Annotated in this window: 23 protein-coding genes; 13 read left to right on the forward strand and 10 right to left on the reverse strand. The window is 58.0% G+C overall.

The features are described 5' to 3' along the window. The first annotated feature begins 10 nt into the window (after positions 1–10). The gene (locus ABNF92_RS14465; protein WP_349342523.1) at positions 11–547 is read left to right on the forward strand and encodes a nitrous oxide reductase accessory protein NosL; all 537 of its coding nucleotides are present in this window, start codon (positions 11–13) and stop codon (positions 545–547) included. A gap of 57 nt (positions 548–604) precedes the next feature. On the opposite strand, the gene moaA is transcribed toward ABNF92_RS14465, so the two are convergent. From moaA to ABNF92_RS14480, 3 genes are all read right to left on the reverse strand, one after another. Then, on the reverse strand, positions 605–1597 hold the full coding sequence (gene moaA, locus ABNF92_RS14470) for a GTP 3',8-cyclase MoaA (protein ID WP_349342524.1): 993 nt from the start codon (positions 1595–1597) through the stop codon (positions 605–607). Positions 1598–1694: 97 nt separating this feature from the next. Then, the gene (locus ABNF92_RS14475; protein ID WP_349342525.1) at positions 1695–2186 is read right to left on the reverse strand and encodes a hemerythrin domain-containing protein; all 492 of its coding nucleotides are present in this window, start codon (positions 2184–2186) and stop codon (positions 1695–1697) included. 60 nt (positions 2187–2246) lie between these two features. After that, positions 2247–4538, reverse strand: a complete 2292-nt coding sequence (locus tag ABNF92_RS14480; protein WP_349342526.1) for a nitric-oxide reductase large subunit — start codon at positions 4536–4538, stop codon at positions 2247–2249. 267 nt (positions 4539–4805) lie between these two features. Between ABNF92_RS14480 and ABNF92_RS14485 the strand changes: the two genes are divergently transcribed. From ABNF92_RS14485 to ABNF92_RS14495, 3 genes are read left to right on the forward strand one after another with little or no spacing between them, the layout of a single operon-like run. Then, positions 4806–5030, forward strand: a complete 225-nt coding sequence (locus tag ABNF92_RS14485; RefSeq protein WP_069184463.1) for a hypothetical protein — start codon at positions 4806–4808, stop codon at positions 5028–5030. A gap of 47 nt (positions 5031–5077) precedes the next feature. Then, positions 5078–5446: a YbaN family protein gene (locus tag ABNF92_RS14490; protein WP_069184462.1), complete on the forward strand. Its 369-nt coding sequence runs from the start codon at positions 5078–5080 to the stop codon at positions 5444–5446. Positions 5447–5474: 28 nt separating this feature from the next. Beyond that, complete coding sequence (locus ABNF92_RS14495; RefSeq protein WP_069184461.1) at positions 5475–5912, forward strand: Rrf2 family transcriptional regulator; 438 nt, start codon at positions 5475–5477, stop codon at positions 5910–5912. Between the two features lie 41 nt (positions 5913–5953). Here ABNF92_RS14495 and ABNF92_RS14500 read toward each other — a convergent pair whose 3' ends face one another. Both ABNF92_RS14500 and ABNF92_RS14505 read right to left on the reverse strand, forming a co-directional pair. Next, a complete protein-coding gene (locus tag ABNF92_RS14500) occupies positions 5954–7027 on the reverse strand; it encodes an acyl-CoA desaturase (RefSeq protein WP_209400298.1) in 1074 nt (357 codons plus the stop codon). 53 nt (positions 7028–7080) lie between these two features. Beyond that, a complete protein-coding gene (locus tag ABNF92_RS14505) occupies positions 7081–8184 on the reverse strand; it encodes a ferredoxin reductase (RefSeq protein ID WP_349342527.1) in 1104 nt (367 codons plus the stop codon). A 196-nt stretch (positions 8185–8380) separates the two neighbouring features. Between ABNF92_RS14505 and ABNF92_RS14510 the strand changes: the two genes are divergently transcribed. Further along, positions 8381–9007: a TetR family transcriptional regulator gene (locus ABNF92_RS14510; RefSeq protein ID WP_349342528.1), complete on the forward strand. Its 627-nt coding sequence runs from the start codon at positions 8381–8383 to the stop codon at positions 9005–9007. Positions 9008–9019: 12 nt separating this feature from the next. Here ABNF92_RS14510 and ABNF92_RS14515 read toward each other — a convergent pair whose 3' ends face one another. Then, positions 9020–10489 carry a wax ester/triacylglycerol synthase family O-acyltransferase gene (locus ABNF92_RS14515; protein WP_305965818.1) on the reverse strand — a complete coding sequence of 490 codons (1470 nt, stop codon included), beginning with the start codon at positions 10487–10489 and terminating at the stop codon, positions 9020–9022. 215 nt (positions 10490–10704) lie between these two features. Here ABNF92_RS14515 and ABNF92_RS14520 point away from each other — a divergent pair, with 215 nt between their 5' ends. The 5 genes from ABNF92_RS14520 (at position 10705) to ABNF92_RS14540 (ending at position 16352) form a co-directional block, all read left to right on the forward strand. Further along, entirely contained in the window at positions 10705–11589 is an 885-nt protein-coding gene (locus ABNF92_RS14520; protein WP_349342529.1) for a bile acid:sodium symporter family protein, read from the forward strand. A gap of 15 nt (positions 11590–11604) precedes the next feature. Then, on the forward strand, positions 11605–11985 hold the full coding sequence (locus tag ABNF92_RS14525; RefSeq protein WP_153633917.1) for a CidA/LrgA family protein: 381 nt from the start codon (positions 11605–11607) through the stop codon (positions 11983–11985). Next, complete coding sequence (locus ABNF92_RS14530) at positions 11978–12715, forward strand: LrgB family protein (protein WP_349344097.1); 738 nt, start codon at positions 11978–11980, stop codon at positions 12713–12715. Before ABNF92_RS14525 ends, ABNF92_RS14530 begins: the two co-directional genes overlap by 8 nt. Positions 12716–12876: 161 nt before the next feature. Next, positions 12877–14955 carry a TonB-dependent receptor gene (locus ABNF92_RS14535; protein WP_349342530.1) on the forward strand — a complete coding sequence of 693 codons (2079 nt, stop codon included), beginning with the start codon at positions 12877–12879 and terminating at the stop codon, positions 14953–14955. Between the two features lie 38 nt (positions 14956–14993). Beyond that, the gene (locus ABNF92_RS14540; protein WP_153633915.1) at positions 14994–16352 is read left to right on the forward strand and encodes a TrpB-like pyridoxal phosphate-dependent enzyme; all 1359 of its coding nucleotides are present in this window, start codon (positions 14994–14996) and stop codon (positions 16350–16352) included. On the opposite strand, the gene ABNF92_RS14545 is transcribed toward ABNF92_RS14540, so the two are convergent. Both ABNF92_RS14545 and ABNF92_RS14550 read right to left on the reverse strand, forming a co-directional pair. After that, on the reverse strand, positions 16353–18275 hold the full coding sequence (locus ABNF92_RS14545) for an alkaline phosphatase D family protein (RefSeq protein ID WP_349342531.1): 1923 nt from the start codon (positions 18273–18275) through the stop codon (positions 16353–16355). It lies immediately after the preceding gene. A gap of 23 nt (positions 18276–18298) precedes the next feature. Next, complete coding sequence (locus tag ABNF92_RS14550) at positions 18299–18763, reverse strand: hypothetical protein (RefSeq protein WP_349342532.1); 465 nt, start codon at positions 18761–18763, stop codon at positions 18299–18301. A 156-nt stretch (positions 18764–18919) separates the two neighbouring features. Here ABNF92_RS14550 and ABNF92_RS14555 point away from each other — a divergent pair, with 156 nt between their 5' ends. The 3 genes from ABNF92_RS14555 to ABNF92_RS14565 are packed head-to-tail and all read left to right on the forward strand — an operon-like array spanning position 18920 to position 21293. Further along, positions 18920–19291, forward strand: a complete 372-nt coding sequence (locus ABNF92_RS14555; protein WP_349342533.1) for a PepSY domain-containing protein — start codon at positions 18920–18922, stop codon at positions 19289–19291. Then, positions 19288–19959, forward strand: coding sequence for a response regulator transcription factor (locus ABNF92_RS14560; protein ID WP_088556375.1), 672 nt, complete (start codon positions 19288–19290; stop codon positions 19957–19959). Before ABNF92_RS14555 ends, ABNF92_RS14560 begins: the two co-directional genes overlap by 4 nt. After that, positions 19956–21293 carry a HAMP domain-containing sensor histidine kinase gene (locus ABNF92_RS14565; protein ID WP_349342534.1) on the forward strand — a complete coding sequence of 446 codons (1338 nt, stop codon included), beginning with the start codon at positions 19956–19958 and terminating at the stop codon, positions 21291–21293. The genes ABNF92_RS14560 and ABNF92_RS14565 overlap by 4 nt, the downstream gene beginning before the upstream one ends. Here the strand turns inward: ABNF92_RS14565 and ABNF92_RS14570 are convergent. Together ABNF92_RS14570 and ABNF92_RS14575 are read right to left on the reverse strand one after the other, a co-directional pair. Beyond that, positions 21290–22849 carry a SpoVR family protein gene (locus ABNF92_RS14570; RefSeq protein ID WP_349342535.1) on the reverse strand — a complete coding sequence of 520 codons (1560 nt, stop codon included), beginning with the start codon at positions 22847–22849 and terminating at the stop codon, positions 21290–21292. The two genes, ABNF92_RS14565 and ABNF92_RS14570, sit on opposite strands and share 4 nt — an antisense overlap. Further along, complete coding sequence (locus ABNF92_RS14575; RefSeq protein ID WP_349344098.1) at positions 22846–24135, reverse strand: YeaH/YhbH family protein; 1290 nt, start codon at positions 24133–24135, stop codon at positions 22846–22848. Before ABNF92_RS14575 ends, ABNF92_RS14570 begins: the two co-directional genes overlap by 4 nt. Positions 24136–24157: the final 22 nt, after the last annotated feature.

The following is a 24157-nucleotide window of genomic DNA, read 5'->3' on the forward strand; positions in this document are numbered from 1 at the left end:
AGTTATCCCGATGAACAGAAGTAAACCCAACTGGCTCCTGGTCGCCCTGGCAGCCTTCGCATTCACCGCGTGCTCAGGTAGCGAAGAACAAACGACTGCCAAAGCCGCCCCGGTTAATTTCGCAACCGGCGACGAGTGCCACGTTTGCGGCATGGTCATTACAAACTTCCCCGGTCCCAGGGGCCAGGCGATTACCGAAAAGGACCAGCACGTCCGCAAGTTCTGCTCCACCCGAGACATGTTCGCCTGGGCGCTCCAACCGGAGAACATCAACCGAAATCACACATTGTATGTGCACGATATGGCCGAGACTGACTGGTCAAGCCCGGACGACACCTCTCTGATCGACGCCCGTGAGGCCTTCTACGTCGTTGGTTCCAACCGCAAGGGTGCCATGGGGCCAACACTGGCATCGTTTGCCAGTAAGGCTGATGCAGATCATTTTGCCAATTCACATGGTGGTGAGGTGCTGGCGTTCAGCGAGGTAACGATGAAGAACCTGAATGCTGGAATGAATATGAACAGCATGGATGGAATGGACCACTAGAAACGAAAAAGGGGCCAGATGAAAACCTTCATCTGGCCCCTTTTTTATGCTGGCTTTTCAACCGCCAGTCATGTTCATGAACCGGAGAATCTGCACATCCCCGTTACTGGAGAAGTGATGCCGCTCAGGCTTCAGATCCATGGCATTGATGATGGTCTCCCGCAGCTTGTCATCGGTCACCGGATTGCCCCGCAGAACCCTGCGCAGATCCACCGAGTGCTCGTTGCCCAGACACAGTAGCAGACGCCCTTCGACGGTTACCCGCACCCGGTTGCAGGTGGAGCAGAAGTTGTGGGAATGGGGTGAAATGAAACCGACCCGGGTCTTGCTATCTTCCATGCGGTAATAACGCGCAGGACCGCCGGTATCCTCGGTGGCAGGCACCAGCTCGTGGTGCTTTCGGATGATGTCCCGCACTTCCTCACTGGTGCACAGGGCCAGGCCACGATCATGCTCTGAAATCTCACCCAGGGGCATTTCTTCGATAAAGGTGATGTCCACGTTCTTCTTCCGGGCGAACTCGACCAGCTCGGGGACCTCTTCATCGTTGCGGCCTTTCATCACCACGGTATTGATCTTGATGCCGCGGAAGCCGGCCTCCCGGGCAGCATCAATGCCGTCCAGCACCTGGGAGAGTTTGCCGGTGCGGGTAATGTTGTGGAATTTCTCCGCATCCAGAGAATCCAGGCTGATGTTCAGGCGATGCATACCGGCCTTGCGCAGGGGCTCGGCCATGGCGGGTAGCTGGCTGCCATTGGTAGTCATGGCGAAATCGCGCAGCCCGTAGGTGCCGATTTCCTTGACCAGTTCCAGAATATCCTTCCGTACCAGGGGCTCGCCGCCGGTCAGGCGTATTTTCTCGGTACCCAGATCAACAAAGTTGCGGGCAACGCGGGCGATTTCCTCAAGCGTCAGAACCTGCTGGCGGGGCAGGAAAGTCATGTCTTCGGCCATGCAGTACACGCAGCGGAAGTCACACCGGTCGGTGACGGACAGACGCACGTAGTTGACGGTGCGGCCAAAACGGTCTGTCAGCTTGTTCTGGGGCATCGGGTTGGTCCTGTTGCCGATTGTTTTTTAACCTGATTATAGACCAAGTATTACAGATCAGATCACCAATTCCGATACCCCTCGGGAGGTAAGCCCACTAACTCTGGGCCGTCAGCCCGTCTATGCGGGCGAACAGCTCGGAGTTTTCCAGAGCTATGTGTTCCTTAAGGTCTTCACGAAAAACAGCAATTTGTTCATAGAGCCTGCGCCAGGTGTTGCAGGCACCCTCGGGGAGACTCAGATTATTGGTGAGCGCATCGAGGTGGATCAGGGCCGAATCGTGGCCCTCATGCTCTGCGCGCATAACCGAGATTGGACCCAACGCCATGCCCGATATGCCGCGGGAGATCATCGGGAACAGAATTTGCTCTTCTTTAGCCATATGGGTCTCCAGCTCCTCGGCCATCTGCGTAAGATGAGCCGAGAGTCCGGCAGGGCAGTCGGTATGGCCGCCGTGCACTCTTTCCACCCGTTCGGAAAGCCGAATCAATTCCGGTAACTGGTCCCGATGAGTGTCGTGATAACGGGTCAGGATATGTTCGATCAACTCTTCGTTGGATGCCTTGGTTACAGGTTCAGTCATTCTCATGACAGCACTCCTTGGTTGAGGTTCAAAGAGAGGGGCCTTCCGTGGCCCGCACTTTCTTTATCAGGCGCTCAGCTTGCTGGCTGCGCCATTTTCATCAGTTTCCAGGGCAACCGGTTCCAGATCCGGGAAGAAGACCCCTTTTACCACCTGCCAGGTGACGGCCAGGGCGCCGACGATGAAGACCACGTCGCCAATGGTTCTTACCCAGCGCAGGGTCTGCAGGATATCGCTCTGCATGAAGGCTTCGCTGCGTGCGTACCAGAGACCTTCGCTGGCGCTGGCAATGAACTGGATGAACCCGACCGGCAGCAGGCTGGTGAACAGCATCAGAACCAGGCCAATGTTCAGCCACCAGAAGCCGACTTTCATCAGCCGCTCGTCAAAAACGATGCGCGGGCGGATATAGCGGAGGATCATCAGCGCGAAGCCCAGGGCCAGGAAGCCGTAGACACCGAACAGGGCTGCGTGGGCATGGGTGGGCGTGGTGTTCAGGCCCTGGATGTAATACAGCGCGATGGGCGGGTTGATCATGAACCCGAGTACGCCGGCACCCAGCATGTTCCAGAAGGCAACTGCCACAAAGAAGGTCAGCGGCCAGCGGATATTTTCCATCCACGGGGCACGGGATTTCAGGCGCCAGTTTTCCCAGGCTTCGTAGCCGAGGACCACCAGCGGTACTACTTCCAGTGCACTGAAGGTGGCGCCCACTGCCATGACCGGTGTGGTGGTGCCGGAGAAGTACAGGTGGTGGAAGGTGCCGGGTACACCCCCGAGCATGAACAGGCTGGCAGAAGCCAGGCTGGCAGCGGTCGCCACGGTGCGGGATACCAGGCCCATGCTGCAGAAAATGAACGCCAGGGCCGCGGTTGCGAACACTTCAAAGAAGCCTTCGACCCATAGGTGGACAATCCACCAGCGCCAGTACTCCATGATCGAGATATGGGTACGCTCGCCGTAGAAGAAGCCGGCACCGTAGAACAGGCCGATGGCAACGACCGAGGCAGTCAACAGTGCCAGCAGGTTCTTGTCACCGGGCTGGCGCAGGGCGGGCACAATGCCGCGAAGCATCAGCACCAGCCAGAACACGATGCCGAGGAACTTGCCGATCTGCCAGAGGCGGCCGAGGTCGACATACTCGTAGCCCTGGTGGCCCAGCATGAAGCTTAGGTTGGCCGGCATGATCTGGTTGATGGCCAGGAAATTGCCAATAAACGAGCCGGCAACGACTGCAACCAGAGCCCAGAACAGCACATCAACACCCAGCTTCTGGTATTTCGGATCCTTGCCGCCATTGATGATGGGCGCGAGGAACAGGCCGGCTGCCAGGAAGCCGGTGGCAATCCAGAACATGGCCGACTGAATGTGCCAGGTGCGCATCAGGGAGTAGGGGAACCACTCCGAAGTCTCGATGCCGTAGAAGCCCTGACCTTCCACCGTATAGTGGGCGGTAAAGCCACCAAGCATCACCTGGAACGTGAACAGACCAACCACGAGTAATAGATACTTGCCCAGTGCTTTCTGGGAGGGCGTAAGGCCAACTGCAGTGAGCGGATCCTTGACCGGTGCCTCAGGCTCCTCGTCCTCTTTGCGAAGGAAGGCCCAGGCCCAGATCAGGCCACCGACACCGGCAATAAGAAGAACCACGCTGATCAACGACCAGACAACGTTCTCACCGCTTGGCCGGTTGTCGATCAGCGGCTCGTGGGGCCAGTTGTTGGTGTAGGTAACGTCACTCTCCGGGCGCTCGGTAGCGGCGGCCCAGGCGGTCCAGAAGAAAAACTCGGTCATCCGCTCCCGACGCTCGGCGCTGGGCAGGGTGTTTTCCTTCATGGCGTAGTTTTCACGGGTAGACTGTAGTTCCGGCGCGTCGCTGAACAGGCGGCTGTAGTAGTCGGCGGTTTTGGCAATGGCTTCGACCCTGCGCTCGGAAAGGTGCAGGGTGCTGGTTGCGGCGTCGTAGGTGTTGGTGCGGTACTCGGTTTTCAGGTCGTACTGCAGAGCGTGTTGCTGTTGCCCGCTGAGGCTGTGCCAGTCCTGTCCGTACTCTTCCCGGGCGGCGATTTCCAGCCATGTCTCCAGTTCCCGGTGCAGCCAGTCGGCGGTCCAGTCCGGTGCCTGGTAGGCGCCGTGGCCCCAGATTGAGCCAAGCTGCATACCCCCGACGGACTGCCAGGCTGTCTGGCCATCAAGAATACTTTCCCCGGTCATCAGGGTGTCGCCATCGGCGGATACAACCCGCTCCGGAATTGGCGGTGCTTCGCGATACACCTCTGCACCGAAATACCCCAGTAGCGTGAAAGTTACTGCCAGGATTCCGATCAGCAAAAACCACAGGCGGCGATATTTAGCCATGGTGCGCTCCCTCCAGTCGGCTTGTGTAGGCTTCTTTGAACTTCATGAAACTTCTCCTCTTTAACATTCATTCAAAATAAATCTTTATGTAGGAATTTTGATTAGGTGTATTTCAGGTGTCAAATTTAATTTATGGGTATATCCGATGAGGTATTGCCCGTAGAGATCCTGAGAAGAGCAGGAGCAGGTGAACCTCTCCGGTTTGATTTTCTGAGGAAGTGGTCATATCATTAACATGTATTTAAAATAAATGTTAAGAGGTATGTCATGGCTGATTATGAAAAATGGCTGTTCGCAGCAAACGGTGCTCTCGGACTGTCCGTCTTCGGTTTGCTGGCTACGATTCTGCTTGCCTACCCGCTTGCGGACGCGCTGTTGCTCTCTGTGCAAATTGCCGCGCACATCGGAACCCTGGTTTTTGCAGTTGGTGTCAAGGTGGCCTATGTGGCGCGTCTGGTTTTTCTGAGCCGTTTGGGCAGACCTGTTCATTGAATCCCGGTAGAATAGATGCAGTTATCAACCTTGGTGAGAACCCCGCAATGGGCGACCGTTTTGGGAAAACCGGATTTCGAATTCTTGCGTATATGTCTGTTGCGCTTGCTGCCGCTGGTGTCGTGCTTCCACTGTTGCCCACGACGCCTTTTGTTCTGTTGGCTGCATTTTTCGCTAGCAAGGGGTCTCCGGCTTTTGCCAAGTGGCTTGAAGACCACCCCAGATTTGGTCCGGCCATTGATCAGTGGCGCACACGCAGAGCCGTGCCGGCACGGGCGAAGGTGCTGGCCTGCAGCATGATGGCGCTGAGTTGGGGAATGCTGTTTGCGCTTGGGGCGTCCGGAGTGGTGCTGGGTATCTCTGGCGTATTTCTGTGTGGCACAGCCTGCTATCTGTTAACCCGACCTTCTTACTGAACGATTGTGACAATAACTGGAGTATTGAATGCACATCACCCGCTACACGGATTATTCACTTCGAGTACTGATATATCTGGCAGTTCAGGGTGATCGTCTGGCCACCATTCAGGAAATCGCCGACAGCTACGACATTTCCAAGAACCACCTTATGAAGGTGGTGCATCAGTTGAACAAGAAGGGATACATTGAAACTATCCGGGGCAAGAAAGGAGGCATGCGCCTGCACCGTTCCCCTTCTGACATCAGTATCGGTATTCTGGTTCGGGAAACCGAACAGGATCTGAGCATCGTGGAGTGCTTTTCCTCCAAGAATGCCTGCAAGATAACTCCCGTCTGTGGTCTGAAATCGATGTTTGGTGAAGCTCTGAAGGCTTTTCTGGAAGTGCTCGACAAATACACTCTGGCCGACGTTATCCAGGATCAGCACAGGCCCCAGCTTTTGAGATTGCTTCAGATAGCCTGATTCGGCCAGCCGCCTTTAAGCGACTGGCCGGTCGGGTCTGCTCAAGCCGCTCTGGCCATTCCGGTCACCTTTTCAGGCAGTGAGTGCCGGAGTATCCGCTTCAACACTGTGCCGTACTGCTTCGCAAAGCGACCCGTGTTGTAGTGAATACCGTGCTTTTGACACACGGCCTGAACCTTCCCGGAAATTTCCGGATACCGGTGGGCGGGCAGGTCCGGGAATACGTGGTGCTCCACCTGGTAGCTCAGGTGCCCGCTCAGAATGTGCAGCCAGCGGCCCCCGGTAAAGTTTGAGGACCCTGTTAGCTGGCGCAGGTACCAGTGGCCCTTGCTTTCACCCTCGCACTCCTCTTCCGTGAAGGTTTCCGCATCCTGCGTAAAGTGGCCGCAGAAAATTACCGTGGACGACCAGAGATTACGGATCAGATTGGCGCCCACGTTCCCCGCCAGAACAATCGGGGCCACCGGAAACGTGAGCAGCGGGAAGAAGACGTAGTCCTTGAACGCCTGCCGGCCACCCTTTCGAGCAAACTCTTTGAGAAACGGAAGCTTTTCACGCCAGCTGATTTCCCGGCTGCGAAGTTTCTCGGTTTCGAGTTCGTGCAGCCCCACGCCCCACTGAAAAAACACACTCAGCAGGATGTAATTAATGAACTGAAGTGCGTGCCAGGGTTTCCAGGGCTCCTCATCCGTGAGTCGCAGCACGGCGTAGCCGTAGTCACGGTCCTTGCCGATGATGTTGGTGTAGGTGTGATGCTCGTAGTTGTGGGTGCGACGCCAGGAATCTGATGTACACACCGTGTCCCACTCGTAGGTCTGGGAGTGAAGGCTCGGGTCATTCATCCAGTCATACTGGCCGTGCATGACGTTGTGGCCGATTTCCATGTTCTCCAGGATCTTGGCAACGCCCAGGGTCACCGTCGCGGCAACGAATACAGGCGGTATAAAGCCAAACGGCATCATGAGCCGGGCGCCGGCTTCGAGACTTCGGTGCAGGTGGACCATCCGCCGGATATAGCGCGCGTCCCGGTCGCCGAGGTCTGCGAGAACCTCGTCCCGGATCGCGTTCAGATCGGTTTCAAGCTCTGCGAGTTGCGCTTCGGTCATCTTTTTCATGGTGATACTCCCTGCGGTGCATCAAGGCTCCGCGATAAAATCGGGTGATAGGCTTAAAGGTCGAGTGACACCGGGCCCCGGGGTACGGAGATGCAAAGCTGAACGTTTTCCTCGCCGGGGCCGGAGGCCTGGCCGGTCAGGCGGTTGATGACGGTGCCCGTGGTTTTCCGGCAACTGCATTGGTGGCATATGCCCATACGGCAGCCGTGGCGCGGAGTCAGGCCTGCGGCCTCGGCGATCTCCAGCAAGGTGGCATCGCCCTCGGATCCGACTTCCAGTTGACTGGTTTCAAACTGAACCTCGCCACCAAGCGTTGCTCTGTCCAGATCCGCCGTTGGCACCGAGAAAAAGGTGCTGTGGATATCCGAGTCAGCAATACCCCTCCGGTACAGAAGGTCCCGGGCCAGATCCATGAGCCCCTTCGGTCCGCACAGATAGACCTGCCGTGCCTTGATGCCCGGCACCGCTTCCAGATCCCGGTCACGCAGGTAGCGGGGTTCTTCTGACTCGTTGGTGGCAATGATATTCAGCGTCAGTGCGCTATAGCGTGCCTCCAGTGCCCGCAGTTTTTCCCGGGCGATGATGTCGTCACGGGTTCGAACGAAATAAAGCAATGTCACCGGTGCCCGGTAATCCTGTGCCGCCATGGTCTCAAGCTGGCTCAGGACTGGCGTAATGCCGCTGCCGCCGGCAATGAACAGGACCGGCCGGGCAGGTTCTGGTATCAGGAAGTCGCCAAAGGCCTCGCCCATACCGATTACCGCACCAGTTTGCAGATGATCGTGAAGCCAGTTGGTCACCGGGCCGCCCGGAAGGCGTTTGATGGTCAGGGTGACCAGCCCCTGGTCCCGCCAGAGCAGGGGGGAACTTGAGAGGCTGAACGTGCGGTTGCGGCGGACGCCATCCACTTCAACACAGATGTTCACATGTTGGCCGGCACTGAAGCCGGACCAGCGTCGGGCCGGTTTCAGCACCAGGGTTTTGGTGTCATGGGTTTCAGAGAGAACCTGCTCTACTCGGGCCGGTGTGTACTCTTGTACCCACATCGGATTGATGCGCTCGAGCAGGGGGTCGAAAAATGCCTCTGGATCGTTCCGGTTGAACAGCTGCCTGCCAAGCCATTGCAGAGCTTTGTGTTGGGTGTTTCTCGCTAACATGCTGAGTGCCTCCCTGAGGCTTTCGGTTGTCCATGTGTACAAGTGTTCACTAATGTGTACGACTGTACACATGGCGAATTAAAGTGACAACGGATCAGCTGGTAATGGCTCGAAATGACAAGCATTCTGTACTTTTATTTTTTCGGATGTGTACACTTGTGAACCATTCGTAGACGGCAGGCGGTACGGACAAAAGATGGCGGAAAAACTACGCAGAAAGCCCGGCGAAACCCGCGAAAAACTGATGAGCGCGGCGTTAACGCTGGTCGGCAAGGGGCGGCATTTCGCCAGTCTTGGTATCCGGGAAGTGACCCGTCAGGCGGGTGTGGTTCCAACCTCGTTTTACCGGCATTTCCGCAATATGGACGATCTGGGGCTTCAGCTCGTGGATGAGCTGGGACTGGTGTTGCGCAGAATGATGCGAGAGGCCCGGGCCAACGTGTCGCAGGCGGATAAACTGATTGAGGAATCGGTGGCCATTTTCATCAGTCACGCCCAGGCGAACCGGAGCTTTTTCCTGTTTATGGCTCAAGGGCTGGCCGGTGAAAGCAGGGCGGTGCAGGAAGGTATCCGGAGCGAGATGCGTTTCTTTGCCAGCGAGCTTGCCAACGACCTGCGCAGGCTGAGGCTGGTGGATCACCTCACCGATCAGGATCTGGACATGACCTGTGATCTGGTGGTTCGGAGTGTCGCTTTCAGTCTGACCGATCTGCTCGGCGTTTCAGCCGATGATGACTATCAGATTGAACAGATCCGGAAGCGGACCACCCGCTTCCTTCAGCTGATTTTCGTGGGCGCTGCCCACTGGCAAAGCGCGGGCTGATCTTACGCTCGATCAGTCTGCTTTACTCTTTTTTGTCGCCGGCTTTCGTGGTGCCTTGGGCTTGGCCGCCGCTTCTGATTTGGCCTTTGGCGGCAGAATCAGGCTTTCCAGTTCGTCCAGCGCCTCACCGGTGTAAACCGCCAGTCTCTGCATGCTTGGCAGTGTGTCCCTGCAGCCGGTGTAGCCGAAGTTCAGTGATCCGTCATAACTAAGGCAGGTGATGTTCAACGCACCGCCGTGTGCGATCAGGGACACCGGGTACATGGCTTCCAGTTTCGCGCCCTCGTAGTAGAGGGTCCTCTGGGGGCCCGGCACATTCGAAATCGTTACATTGAACACCGGTCGCATCCGTCCGCCGAGACCCGACATCAGTTGCAGTATGTAGGGAGACATCAACAGCATGGTGTATTGGGTCAGGGCGCTTTTGGGCAGCTTTTGCAGGTGCTCTTTGGCCCTGCGGGTGGATGTCTTGATGTTCTGCAGCCGCGTTAATGGATCCGCCTCGTCGGTCGCCAGGGATGCGATCATGAAACTGATCTGCGTGCCTGTGCCCTGGTCATCGGAGGGGCGAATGTTCACCGGGATACCGGCGGTCAGCGGAATGTCTGGCAGCTCGTCCTGCTCCACCAGAAAACGTCGGAGGGCGGTACCGCAGAGGTACAGAACAATGTCGTTCAGGGAGCCGCCGGAGATGTGGGCAAGCTCCTTGATGCGGTCAAGCTGGTAATGCTGGGTGGCAAACCGGCGCTGCCCGGTGACCCGGTGATTGATCTTGGAAACGGGCCCGGTAAACGGCGCGGTGAGGCCGTCTTCGGGATGACGCACCGAATGCACCAGCCGGTTGCCCGCCTGCCACAGGCGTGGCGCCATATCCGCCTGCAGCTTCAGGGCTTCCATGGCCTGTGAAACCGCGCCGGGCACGCTGGCCTCGGAGTCGGATTTGCTGCCGCGGCGACGCTCCGGACGTACCGACCAGGGGGGCGGCATATCCCGTTTGTCAGGGTCAGTGGTCAGTACCCGCTGCATCAGGCGCACACCACTGATGCCATCGATCATGGAGTGATGCATCTTGGTGTAGAGCGCAAACCGGTTGTTCTCAAGACCTTCAATAACGTGGCATTCCCACAGCGGGCGGGCGAAATCCAGGGGATTGGAGTGCAGGCGCGATACCAGGATACCCAGTTCCCGCTCACCGCCAGGGCGCGGCAGGGCGGAATGGCGAACGTGATAATCCAGATCTATTTTCTTGTCGACTTTCCATGCCGGCGCCAGAACCCGGCCCAGCAAACCGGACCAGGCAAGCTTGTAACCCCAGGGAGGCGCTACATCGCCGGTTTCCTTCATACGGGTCACCATGTCCCGCAGAAAAGTGTCAGGGGCGCCCTCCGGTAGCGAAAAAATCTGCAGGTTGCCCACGTGCATGGGGGTGTCTTCAGATTCTACGGCCAGCCAAGAGGCATCCAGGGTTCCCAGGCGTTTCATTCCTTGTGTGTCTCCACCAGTGTCCAGGTATTTTAATTGTCTGATGCAAGTATACGTGCAACTGCTTCTGGACACGATGCTTGCGTCCACAAAGTTCCCGGTTTTACAGCGTTTAACCGTTACACGCTGTTGCCGTTGAAAGCTCCCGAAAGGGCACAGTGTGTGCTACTTTTCATCGGTTGGTTGCAGTAAAAACAAAAACATCCGGAGGCGTTGTGGAATCCAGCCCGCTTATCTCGGCAGGACTGCCGATTGCTCTGTTCATTATCATGATCGGTATCGGCATGACCCTTACGATACGTGACTTCCGCCAGGTAGCGGTGTATCCGAAAGGGATGATCGTCGGCACCGTTACCCAGATTCTGGTCATGCCCCTCATTGCTTTCTTGCTGGCCACATTGCTGGCGGTTCCACCGGCCATCGCCGTTGGGCTGGTAATTATTGCCGCCTGCCCCGGGGGCACCACATCGAATCTGTTTGTGCTGCTCTCACGGGGTAATATTGCACTGTCTATTGTGCTGACGGTCAGTGCCAGCCTGATCACCATCCTTACCCTGCCGCTGTTCACCAACATTGCCCTTCAGCATTACATGGGAACCGAGGAAGACATTGTGCTGCCGGTGTGGAAAACCATCGGCATGCTGGTTGGTATCGTGCTCTTCCCGGTAGCCATTGGAATGGTGGTTCGTACCCGCAACCCTGAGGTTGCCCGCAAGGCAGAAAGCATCGTTAGCATCTTCGGCGGTATTGTGCTGGCCGTCCTGATTGTGGCCCTGGTGTACGGGGTTCGTGACCAGATCTGGGAGCTTTTGAAGCAGGCAGGGCCGGCTACTATTCTGTTGAATGTGGCCGGTATCGGGCTGGGCCTTGCTGCGGGTCGTATGACGGGGCTGACCCAGAGAGAATCGCTTGCGGTGGCGGTGGAGCTGGGTGTGAAGAACGGCACCATTGCCCTGATGGTTACCCTGACCCTGCTGGAGTCCAGCGCCATGTCCATTCCGGCAGCGGTATACGGAGTGCTGATGTTCCCGATCGGTTTTGTCCTGGCCATGTATGGCCGGAGTATCATTCCCATTTCGACCTTACAAAGCAAACCCTGACTGGAGTCCTGCGTCATGCAGTTCCTGAACGGCATTACCCTGCTACTGGTGTATCAGCTGGTGGGTGAGATCACGGTTCGATTGCTGGGGCTGCCCATTCCAGGGCCGGTGCTGGGTATGGTGATGCTGTTCATTACCCTGATGATCCGGGGCAAAGCCCCGGAGTCCGTTGACCAGGCGTCTACCGCCTTGCTGAGCCATCTTTCGCTTCTTTTCGTTCCGGCCGGTGTGGGAATGATGGCGCATTTCGGCCGCATCGCCGACGAGTGGATTCCAATAACCCTCGCGCTGCTGCTGAGTACGGTCATAACCATGGTTGCCACGGCCCTGATCATGCAGGTAACCACGCGCTGGTTTGCGTCGCCCGTTTCGGAAAAGGAGGCAGATGATGACTGAGCCGGGGCTGAAAGACATCTGGGTCTACCTTTCCACATCGCCGCTGCTTGGGCTGACCATCACCCTGGTGGCCTATGGTCTGGCCTACCGGCTGTACCTGAAAACCAACTCCAATCCCCTCGCCAATCCGGTCGTCACGTCCGTCGCCATGCTCATCATCCTGTTGCTGGCCACTGGCACGTCTTACAGTGATTATTTTGAAGGCGGGCAGTTTGTTCACTTTCTGCTGGGTCCGGCGACGGTGGCGTTGGCTGTTCCCCTGTACCAGCAGTTTTCCCGGTTGCGACAGCTCTGGCTGCCGGTGACGATTTCGCTCCTCTGCGGCGTCGTCATCGCTGCCGGCAGTTCCATTGGTCTGGCCCGCTTTCTCGGAGGGTCTACGGAGATCCAGATGTCCCTGGCCCCGAAATCGGCAACGGCACCGGTAGCCATGGGTATCTCTGAAAAAATTGGCGGGCTCCCGTCTCTGACGGCCGTCCTGGTCGTGATAACGGGCATCACTGGCGCCGTTCTGGGCACAAAACTCTTCGAGTGGATCCGGGTTCGCGATGATACCGCCAAGGGCATCGCCATGGGGGTTGCAGCCCACGGTATCGGAACCGCCCGGGCGTTTCAGGTAAGCTCGCAGATGGGGGCTTTCTCAGGTCTGGCGATGGCACTTTCGGCGTTCGCAACGGCTTTGCTGGTGCCCTGGCTGGTTGATCTGCTTGAAGCGTGGATCCCCGCCTGATTTCGCCGCCTTGTACCTGCAACCAAAGTCCTATAAAAAACAGATGAAATGATTATTTAAAACTGGCTTTCCGCCGGATTGAATGGGATGACACCATTTTCCGATTGCTGGCGTACCCGTTGTCAGGAGAAGTTCTTGATAACGAGTCCCCTGGAGGCCCTTTGAACAAGAATAATTACCTTGCAACTCTGGCACTGGTTCCCATCTGCTTTTCAGTCTCCCCTGTTGTGACGGCCCAAGCACCTGCAGGCCAGGGAGAGGAAGAGTTGGTTCTGGAGGTTACGTCACCGAGGCTGGTGCGGGACCTGTATGAAACGCCCGCAGCGGTCTCCGTGGTCAATGCTCCGGACATCCGTGAGGGGCAGCAGCGGTTGCAGCTGGACGAATCCCTCGATACCGTCCCCGGCCTGTTCTTCCAGAACCGCTACAACTTTGCCCAGAATCTCCGGCTGTCCACTCGCGGGTTCGGGGCGAGGGCGCCTTTCGGTATTCGGGGTATCCGGATCCAGGTGGACGGCATCCCTTACACGCTGCCGGACGGCCAGTCGCAGATTGATGCCATTGATCTGGATTCGGCCCAGCGCATCGAGGTCATTCGGGGGCCTGCTTCGGTACAGTACGGAAACGCTGCCGGCGGTGTCATCGATATTTCCACTGCGTTGGGAGATGAGTTGCCTGAGGGCGGTCGGCTGCGGTTGGATGGCGGCAGTGACGGCTATCGCAAGGCTGCCATACAGGGCAACGGCGTGGATGGCGATACCAGTGGCATAGCGACGCTTTCGTGGCTGACATTCGATGGCCACAGGGAGCAGAGCGAGGCGGAAAAGGCGCTGTTCAACGCCCGTGTCGCGCGGGATCTGGAGTCCGGAAGGCGTCTGACCGCAACGTTCAACGCGCTGCATAACCCGAAATCCGAAGACCCCGGCGGGCTTACCCTGGCCCAGGCGGAAGAGGATCCAGAGCAGGCCACCGCGCTCGCCAAGCGACTGGACAGCAGCCAGACCGTGAACCAGCAGACCCTGGGTGTAAGATGGGAGGATCCCGTTTTGCTGCCCGGTCAGCTCACCCTCGATACCTTCTACACCCACCGGGATTTCGCGCAGCAACTGCCGTTTCCCGGAAGCAGCCGGATAGCCTACGACCGGCACTTTTACGGCATCAGTTCCCAGTACCAGCAGGAATCGATGCTAGCCGGATTGCCTCTGGTTTGGGTCACTGGCCTGGATGCACATCATCAGTCCGACGACCGGCGCCGTTATTCCGTGTCGATCGATGGCGATATCACCGGCCAGACCCAGGCGGAAAACCAGAGTGCTACCAATGTGGCGGTTTTTGGCCAGGGCGATTTGGCGCTCAGCGACGCGCTCAACATTTCCCTCGGCGTTCGATTCGACCGGTTGCGTCTGGCCATCGACGACGAATGGCTGCAGGACGGTAGCGATGATTCGGGCAACCGGACCTTCCGGGAGTACAGTGGTGTTGCAGGAATCAGCTACAAACTGGCACCGAGGCACCAGGTATACGCCACCCTGGGTACCGCCTTCGAATCCCCCACCTTTACCGAGTTTGCCAACCCGAATGGCGGTGGCTTCAATCCCGATCTGGAGCCCCAGCAGGCATTGAATAGCGAGCTGGGTATGCGCGGCATGCTGGGTGCAGGGTTGAGCTATGATATGGCGCTGTTTTCCATTCGGGTGGAGGACGAGATCCTGCCCTTCAACGTGGGCGATCAGACCTTCTATGAAAACGCCGGTGAAACCCGTCGCAATGGCTTCGAACTGGGACTGGCCTGGGAGCTGTCCTACGCCTGGCGGGTAACCAGCGCGCTGACCCTGGCGGATTACGAATTACGGGACTTTGCCGATGAGCAGGGCAACGATGCCAGCGGCAATGCCATTCCTGGTCTGCCCGAGCAGCTCTGGGTGAACGAACTGGAGTGGCGCGGAACAGGCGGCCGTTTTGTGGCCCTCGAGTGGCAGTATGTGGGCGAATTCTTCGCCGAGAACAGCAACCAGACCCTGGTCAGTGATTACTGGCTGGCTGGTCTGCGTGCCGGCGATTCAATTCGCATGGCGGATCAGACCCTGAACCTGTACGCCGGCATGCGCAACCTGCTGGATCAGGATTATTTCAGTAATGTGCGCATAAACGCCAATGCGAACCGCCCGGTTGAAGACCGGGGATATTTCGAACCAGGTCCCGGAAGAACTTTTTATGCGGGCCTGGAATGGGTATTCTGAATACCTATAACAGCACAAACAGTAGGGATTTTTAATTCATGCAAACCAAGTTCCTTCTCGAAGAAAGCCAGATGCCCAAATACTGGTACAACCTGCAGGCGGACCTGCCTGAGCCGTTGCCGGCCGTACTGCATCCGGGCACCCAGAAGCCGGTAGAGCCTTCGGACCTTGAGCCGTTGTTCCCGATGGCGCTTATCGAACAGGAAGTGACCACCGAGCGGGAAATCGAGATTCCGGAGCCGGTGCGTGACGTCTACAATCTCTGGCGTCCAGCGCCTCTGTACCGGGCCCATCGCCTCGAGAAGGCCCTCGGCACGCCGGCAAAAATCTTCTACAAGTACGAGGGCGTTAGCCCGGCGGGCAGCCACAAGCCGAACACGGCGATTCCGCAAGCCTTCTACAACCGCGAAGCAGGCATTCGTACCCTGACCACTGAAACCGGTGCAGGGCAGTGGGGCACGTCGCTGTCCTTCGCCGGCTCCCTGTTTGATATCGACGTTACCGTGTTCCAGGTGCGGGTTTCCTACAACCAGAAACCCTATCGCCGGGCCGTCATGGAAACCTATGGCGCCAAATGTGTGGCCTCACCCTCGGAGCTGACCGAGTTCGGCCGCAAAGTGCTGGCTGAGAACCCCGACCACACCGGCAGCCTGGGCATCGCCATCTCCGAAGCGGTGGAGCTGGCTGTGCAGGATCCTAACACCAAGTACGCCCTGGGTTCGGTGCTTAACCATGTGTTGCTCCACCAGAGCATCATCGGTCTGGAAGCCATGCAGCAGATGGAAATGGCAGACTGCTGGCCCGATGTAATTGTGGGTTGCACTGGCGGTGGTTCCAACTTTGCCGGTATTGCCTTCCCGTTCATGGGCCACGCCCTGAGAGGCGGTGAGAAATCCCGGATCGTCGCGGTGGAACCCTCGGCCTGTCCCACCCTGACCCGGGGCAAATACGCCTACGATTACGGCGATACCGCCCACATGACCCCGCTCACCAAGATGCATACCCTGGGCTCCGGATTCACACCGCCCGGCTTCCACGCTGGTGGCCTGCGCTACCACGGTATGGCCCCACTTGTTTCCCACGCCAAGGAACTGGGGCTGTTTGATGCAGTGTCCTATACCCAGCGGGAGTGCTTCGAGGCCGGTGTGCTGTTCGCCAAGAATGAGGGTATCGTGCCGGCTCCGGAAGCCAACCATGCGGTCAAGGGCGCCATTGATGAAGCCCTGCGCTGCAAGCGGGAAGGCAAGGAAGAGGTGATTCTGTTCAACCTCTGCGGTCACGGCCATTTCGATATGGCGGCCTATACCTCCTACTTCGCCGGTGAACTGAGCGACCACGAATACGACGAACAGGAACTGGCGATGGCGCTGTCCGGACTGCCTTCGGTCAACGCCTGATTAGTCGTCTTTAGCGCGCCGCTGAAAAATCGTACCCCCGCCGCCGGCATCCAGTTGCCGGATGGCGGTGGGTGCGCCTTCTTCATCCAGCCGCACATCTCCGATGCCGGCTCCGTTCCACAGCCGCTCACCGGCCTCCCGGCCCTCCGGTAGCCTGGGAGAGATCCACATTCGCCGTCTCTTGGTGAACCAGTTCAGGGGCGACCAGGGCGCAAACAGCCAGCGATTGAGCCGGTCCAGCCATTCCAGCAGGGTGTTGGGGAATTCATTTTTGATGCCGCTACTGGTGATCTGCCAGACATGTGGACCGTTCTGTTTGTGGCGCAGCCTAACGTCATAGGCAAACGAATAGTGGACATCCCCGGAAAGAATCACGAAGTGTCTGGGCGTTCGGGGGTGGCCGAAAATATTGAGCAGTACACTGGCGGCGCCTCGATGCGCCATCCAGTTTTCAGCGTCTACCAGCAGGGGTTTGCCGAAAAAGGTAAACACCAGCTGGATCATCTCGATGAGCTTCACCCCGAACATGGGCGCCGGGGAGACCACCACGACCGCGTCCTCGCCCATGATCTCATGCTGGAAATCGGTCAGCGATTCCCAGTCCATCAGGCCGGACGGGTGGCTGCGCCGGATCTCACTGCGCCAGCGGTGCGTGCGGGTGTCCAGAACCACCAGTCTGGGCGAGGTGGGCAGGCTGTAATGCCAGTGCTGGAAGTGAAACAGTTGGTCGATCAATTCATCCTGGATGGCCTTGTCCAGCTCGTGTTGTCCGTCACTGGAATCGAACAGCTTCTGACACTGTTCGATCAGGTCCCCGAAATTACCCGGTTGGTTACCCCAGCCCTGGCACAAGAGATAGCCCAGCAGGGCATTGCCGATGATGCGCCGGGAAAAGGGGTGTTCATAAGCGGTGGTTTCCCAGAGGGCCGAGAGATTCCAGTCGTCGGTAACGTCATGATCATCAAAGATCATATAGACGGGCACGTTAGCCATGGCCCGCGCTGCCCGCGGAAGGGTTCTGCGAAACTCGTCGATAGCGGCCTGTTCTTTCCGATAACGCGCCAGTTCGTCCGGATCTTCGACTGGCTCCGCGCTGGTAAAAAGGTGCCAGGGCTCCGGCGACCACACCAGCAGGTACATGGCCATCACCTCGGCGAACGAGATCAGGTGATTGCCGGCGTTGGCGGTTGTGAACACTGGCTTGCGGACGCCACCAAAGAAACGCTCGGTGAGGTCCTCGTTAAATTCGGATTCCGGCAGCAGTTCATCCCGGTGGTAATAGGCATTTGCTACCGAAGTCAGTTCCTTGCTGTGTGAAAGCGAGGCGCCTTCCAGCACTTCCTGGTAAAGACCCAGCTGGTGAATAACGCACTGGATGGCGTGCAACATCGGACCGGCCACATCATCGGCGTAGACCTGGTCGCCGGTCATCAGCAGCAGAGACGGAACGTCCTCTAGTCTCTGTGCCTTCTGCAGTTCCTCATCCACCCGCACCAATCCGTCTCGCGAGGGGTGATGGGGTCTCCGGCAGGAGCCGTGGAGTATTCGGTCCAGCCTGGATTTCAGGGTAAAGCCTGGCCTCTCCCGGCCCTCGGGGCAGAGATGTGGAGCCCAGGTCCGGATCCACTCGCAAGCCTCTGAGCCGTCGGTGGTGAGCCCCAGGTCGTATTCCAGCCTGGTGTCCTGTGGAAGAGCAACCTCAGGCGTAATGGTCAGCAGGTTCAGCCAGGCTCGGGTACCCATCCGCAGCCGGATCACCTCTGAATCGGCTAGCGGCCGGTTCAGAGGCGTATGGGTGTCATGGAACACCTGAACAGCAAACTCTGCCGGCTCACTGGTTACCAGCCACAGCACCAGTGAGTCCGGTGCCGCATGGCGCAAGACCGGGCCGGCAAGTACCGGCCCCGGTGTTGTTGGTTTCATGGCTGTGTGCCCGTCAGTCAATTTTAGTCATCCCGGTCAATCCTGACCGGCGTCAGGTCGCCGACGCGAAAATCAATTTCGAGTTCCTGGCCGGAAGAGTCATTACCTTCCACTTCAATATAGCCCCGCGAACTGACCTTGAGCTCCTCGAGCCTGTCCATTCCTTCTGCCTGTGCTGCCTTCAGGTAGTTGCGGACCTCATCCGCAGTCAATCCGGAAGGCTCTCCGCCGTGCTTGCGACGTTGCTCTCGTTCTATAGAGCCATCGTCGTTCATGTCCAGCTCAACATACCAATCGTTATCGACCCAACCTTCCAGTTCTATATCGTCGTAGCCTTCATACTCAAATTCGAGACTTCGGAACTGGGTGATACCATAGTCGCTGCCCGCCTTAAGAATACGTTCAGCATCCTCAAAAGAGCCCATTGCCATCGCTGCAGGAGCGGAAATCATGCCGCCGGCCAGCGCAAGCGCTATGATCGTCTTCATAGTATTCTCCTTAGTGCCGTTGATAGTTTTGAAAACAGGATCGGAGACAGGAAGGGTTTTCCCGTCAACCTGAGTGCATCCTAGGCAGGATGTGCTTACCGCAGCGTGAGTGCTCCGTTCATGATTCGTTCATCCGGGCTTTGACAAAATGACGCCATGAAAAATGCCACGAAAGCAGCAAATCACTACCTCCGTCTCTTGGTGCTCACGGTATTGCTGGTGCTGGTGATCGCCTCGGTAGCTGGCGTGCCCAAGGCTCTTGCCGATGACGATGAGGATTGGCACAGCCTGCACCGGGAGGTACAGGCGGGTAGAATCAAACCCCTTGGCGAGATTCTCGAGAGCCTTTCGAAGGACTGGATCGGTGACGTAATCGATGTGGACCTGGATCACGATGATGGCCGGCGGATATACGAGATCGAGCTTCTTGGGCCTCAGGGACAGGTCGTGGAATTTGAAGTGGATGCCCAAACCGGTGAAATAATTGAAATGGAAGGTCGTAATATCCAGGGGATGAGGCGCCGATGAAAGTATTGCTGGTGGAGGATGATAGGGCTCTTGCCGAGGGCCTTGCCGCTGCGCTGAGCAATGCCGGGCTCCTGGTGGAGGTGGCAGAAGATGGTCGCAGTGCAGATTTTCTGGTGAGCACCGAACGCTACGACGTGGTGATTCTGGACCTCGGGTTGCCTGATGGTAGCGGTGTGCAATGGCTTGCGGGTTGGCGGGAGCGAGGAATTGACCTGCCGGTCCTGATACTGACAGCCCGGGAGCGATGGTCCGACAAGGCCGCCGGTTTTTCTGCCGGGGCGGATGATTATGTCACCAAACCGTTCGAAACGGCGGAGGTCCTGTTCCGGCTTCGTGCGCTGATGCGCCGGGCCCATGGTCATGCCCATCCGATGATTACGGTCGGCGAAATTGCCCTGGATACCCACGCAGGGCAAGTCACGCGTGCCGGAATGCCGGTTGCCCTGACCGCCCAGGAGTTCAGGCTACTGTCCCGCCTGATCCACGCCGCCCCGAGGGTAGTGAGCCGTACCGAACTGTCCGAACATGTGTATGACGGTGATCAGGAGCCGGATTCCAATGTGATTGATGTCCAGGTCAGCCGGTTGCGTCGGAAGCTTGGCGGAGAGTCGATCGAAACCGTTCGTGGCCAGGGTTACCGGATGAATGGCGGGAAAGCTCCAGCATGATCCTGTCGGGCTTGAAACGCTGGGGCATTGCCAGACGGATGATGGTGTCCGCCCTTGTGTTGATTCTGCTGGTTTTGCCTGTCGCTGGAGGGCTGCTGGCCTGGAATTTCCGCGAGGCCGTGAATACATCATTTAACAACCGGTTGGATTCCCTGCTGAATGTGGTGATTGCCGGTGTCGCCTATGACCTTCCCAACGATGCATTGGTCCTGGAGCGCCAATTGGGCGACCCGCGGTTTGAGAGGGTTTTTTCAGGTTGGTACTGGCAGGCAACTGATGGTGCCGAACGCGTGATCACCTCACGATCCCTGTGGGATCAGCGGCTTCCAGTTGTAGAAGGTTCACAGGTTGTCTATCGGCAGTCAGCAGGCCCCGGGGGACAAACGCTGAGAGTGGCGGCGCGCACGATCCAGATTCCGAACCTGCCAGACCCGTTGCATGTATCAGTGGCGGCCGACCTGTCCGAAGTTCGAGCCGAGGTCGCTCGTTTCCACAGGTTGCTTGCTGGGTCTCTGGCGACGCTTGGGGTTCTTTTGTTGATCCTTATCGGGCTCCAGATACGCTGGGGTCTTGATCCCATGAGGCGAGTCGAAAAAAGTCTGAAGAGTGTCGAAGCCGGTCTACAGAATAGCCTCGCAACCGATCTTCCTGAGGAGCTTGCCCGCCTCGCGCGGGCGATTAACCTGGTCCTCGAGCGGGACCAGACGCTGATTGAACGCGGCCGTTCCGCGGCCGGCAATCTTGCTCACGCTCTGAAAACACCGCTGTCTGTGCTGGGCACGTTGTCCGAGCAGTTACCCGCGTCTCAACAACAGGCTTTCCGGGCGGAACTGCAGCGCCTGAATGCCGCTGTCAGGCATCATCTGGCCCGGGCGTCGGCGGCGGGCCCGGTCGGTTTGGGTCGGAAAACCGATCTGGCCGAGGCCCTGACTCCGGTCTTTGCCGCACTGGAGGGGCTCGCCTCGCGTCGGGGCGTTCAGTTTGAAAAGAATCTTGGACTGGCCGGGCCTGTCAGGTTTGAGCAGCAGGATATTCAGGAAATAGTCGGTAATTTGCTGGAAAATGCTGTCAACTGGGCAGAAAAACGAGTTGAATTGGTTCTTGAGCAATCGCCTGAGAGCCTCTCCATCGTTGTCGAAGATGACGGACCGGGGATGTCCGAAACCCAGTGCGCCGAAGCTCTCAGCCGGGGTGCCCGGCTTGACGAAGAGCGCTCGGGATCGGGACTCGGACTTTCGATCGTGAACGACCTTGTCAGAATCTATGGCGGAACCCTCACGCTGACACGTTCAGGCCTCGGGGGCCTGAGGGTCAGCGTTGAATTGCCGGCTTAATCCTCCTCAGCTTCCCTGGGCGGGCAGTGGTGGTCCTCTACCACGGTGCCATCATCCACGCTCTCGAGGTGCACATCAAAGCCCCACAACCGGTGCACGTGCCGCAGGACTTCATCAGTTTCCTTGCCCAGGGGGACGCGGTCCACGGGAATATGGCGCAGGGTCAGTGAGCGGTCGCCGCGCACATCCACATTCCATACCTGGATGTTGGGTTCCCGATAACTGAGATTGTACTGTCGCGCCAGTTTCTCGCGTAGGTCCCGGTAGCCAGGTTCATCGTGGATGGCGGTTACCCGGTAGACGTCTTCCTGATCGTCGTTCTGGATCGCAAAGAGCTTAAGGTCCCGCATCACCTTGGGTGAGAGGAACTGCTGGATGAAGCTCTCGTCCTTGAAGTTCTTCATCGCGAAATGCAGGGTTTCCAGCCAGTCGCCGCCGGCGATGTCCGGGAACCACTCCCGGTCTTCGTCTGTGGGGTTTTCGCAGATTCTGCGCAGATCGCTGAAGATCGAGAATCCCAGAGTGTAAGGGTTCAGGCCGGAGTACCAGGGGCTATTAAACGGTGGCTGATACACCACCGCCGAGTGGCTCTGGAGAAACTCCAGCATAAAGCCGTCGGTCACCAGGCCCTTGTCGTACATACGGTGCAGAAGGGTGTAGTGCCAGAAGCTGGCCCAGCCCTCGTTCATCACCTGGGTCTGGCGCTGGGGATAGAAGTACTGGCCCAGCTTCCGCACGATACGGATGATTTCCCGCTGCCAGGTCTCCAGCAGTGGCGCGTTCTTCTCGATGAAATAGAGTATGTTCTCCTGGGGCTCCTCCGGATAGCGCTTGCCACGTCTAACCGGGTCATCCTCGTCGTCCATTTTCGGAATGGTGCGCCAGAGATCGTTGATGCGCCGCTGCTGGTATTCCTCACGCTCCTTCTGGCGCCGCACTTCTTCTGAAGCCGATATCGGTGCAGGGCGCTTGTAGCGATCTACGCCATAGTTCATCAGGGCATGGCAGGAATCGAGGATTTCCTCCACGGCATCCACGCCATAGCGCTCCTCGCACTCCGCCACGTAATGGCGGGCAAACACCAGGTAATCGATGATTGCGCTGGCGTCGGTCCAGGTGCGGAACAGGTAGTTACCCTTGAAGAACGAGTTGTGGCCGTAGGAAGCGTGGGCAATGACCAGCGCCTGCATTGGCAGGGTATTCTCCTCCATCAGGTAAGCGATGCAGGGATTGGAGTTGATCACGATCTCGTAGGCTAGGCCCATCTGGCCCCGCTGATAGCCTTTTGAAGTACTGAGAAACTGCTTGCCGAAGGACCAGTGATGGTAGCCAACCGGCATGCCCACAGAGCTGTAGGCGTCCATCATCTGTTCGGCGCTGATCACCTCAATCTGGTTGGGGTAGGTGTCCAGGCCGAACTCGGCGGCGCACTTGGCAATCTCGTCGTCGTATTTCTGGATCAGCTCGAAGGTCCATTCAGAACCGGTAGAGATCGGCTCCCGGGCTCTGGGCTGATCGCTTTCGGGCGAGTTTGGACGGTCCATGAGGTTAGTCATGCGGCTTTCCTCTCGAACAACTGCCGGAATACCGGGTAAATTTCGCCGGGGTCGGCGATCTGCTGCAGGGCAAAGCTCTGGGGGAATTGCTCCTGGATCTTCTCGTACTCGTACCAGAGCATCTGGTGGTCCTGGGGTGTGATCTCCACGTAGGCAAAATACTGCACCAGGGGCAGGATATTGTCGGCCAGGATCTTCCCGCACACCGGCGAGTCATCGTTCCAGTTATCACCGTCCGATGCCTGGGCAGCGTAGATGTTCCACTCGGCCGGGGAATACCGGGATTCAATAATCTTGTGCATCAGCTTCAGGGCGCTGGAGACGATGGTGCCGCCGGTTTCCCGGGAATAGAAGAACTCCTCCTCGTCCACTTCCTTGGCGCTGGTGTGATGCCGGATGAAGACCACTTCAATCTTCTTGTAGTTCTTCTTCAGGAACAGGTACAGCAGGATGAAGAAGCGCTTGGCAATGTCCTTGTGCATCTGGGTCATGGACCCGGACACGTCCATCAGGCAGAACATCACGGCACTGGTGGCCGGCTGTGGCTTTTTCACGTGCTGGCGGTAGCGCAGGTCGATCTCATCAATGAAAGGGATGCGGCGAACATTCGCTTTCAGTCGCGCGATTTCCTCCTCCAGAACCTGGATCTGGTCTTCATGGCTGAACGCGGGATCCAGGTCTTCCGGCGCTGACTTCAACGCTTCCAGCTGCTTTTCCAGATCCCGAATCTTCTTCTTGCGCGCGCCTCCCAGGCCCAGGCGTCGGGCGTGGGCACCGCGCAACGAGCGTACGACATCCAGCTTGGCCGGCACCCCCTCGGTGCTGAAGCCGGAGCGGATATACTTGAAGGCCTCGGTGTCCTTGAGTTTCTTGCGGGCCAGGTTGGGCAGTTCGAGATCGTCGAACAGAAAATCGAGGAATTCTTCCTGAGTGATCTGGAAGGCGAACTCATCCATACCTTCGCCGTCCGGGCTGGCCTGGCCCTGTCCGGAGCCCTGGCCTCCGCCGCCCTCTGGCTTGGGGATGGTGTCGCCGGCCAAAAATTCCTGATTGCCGGGGTGCACCACCTCCCGTTTGCCGCCCTGGCCGTGGTGGAAGATGGGTTCTTCAATGTCCCGGGACGGAATACTGACCTTCTCGCCCCGTTCTATATCGGTGATTGAGCGCTTCTGAACCGCATCCGACACCGCACGCTTGATGTGGTGGCGGTAGCGGCGCAGGAACCGTTCCCGGTTCACCGCGCTCTTGTTTTTACCGTTCAGTCGCCGGTCGACTATGTGGGTCATTCCCATGGCGTTACTCCAGCTC

The sequence above is a fragment of the Marinobacter sp. MMG032 genome, from assembly GCF_040112695.1.
GTDB lineage: Bacteria > Pseudomonadota > Gammaproteobacteria > Pseudomonadales > Oleiphilaceae > Marinobacter > Marinobacter salsuginis.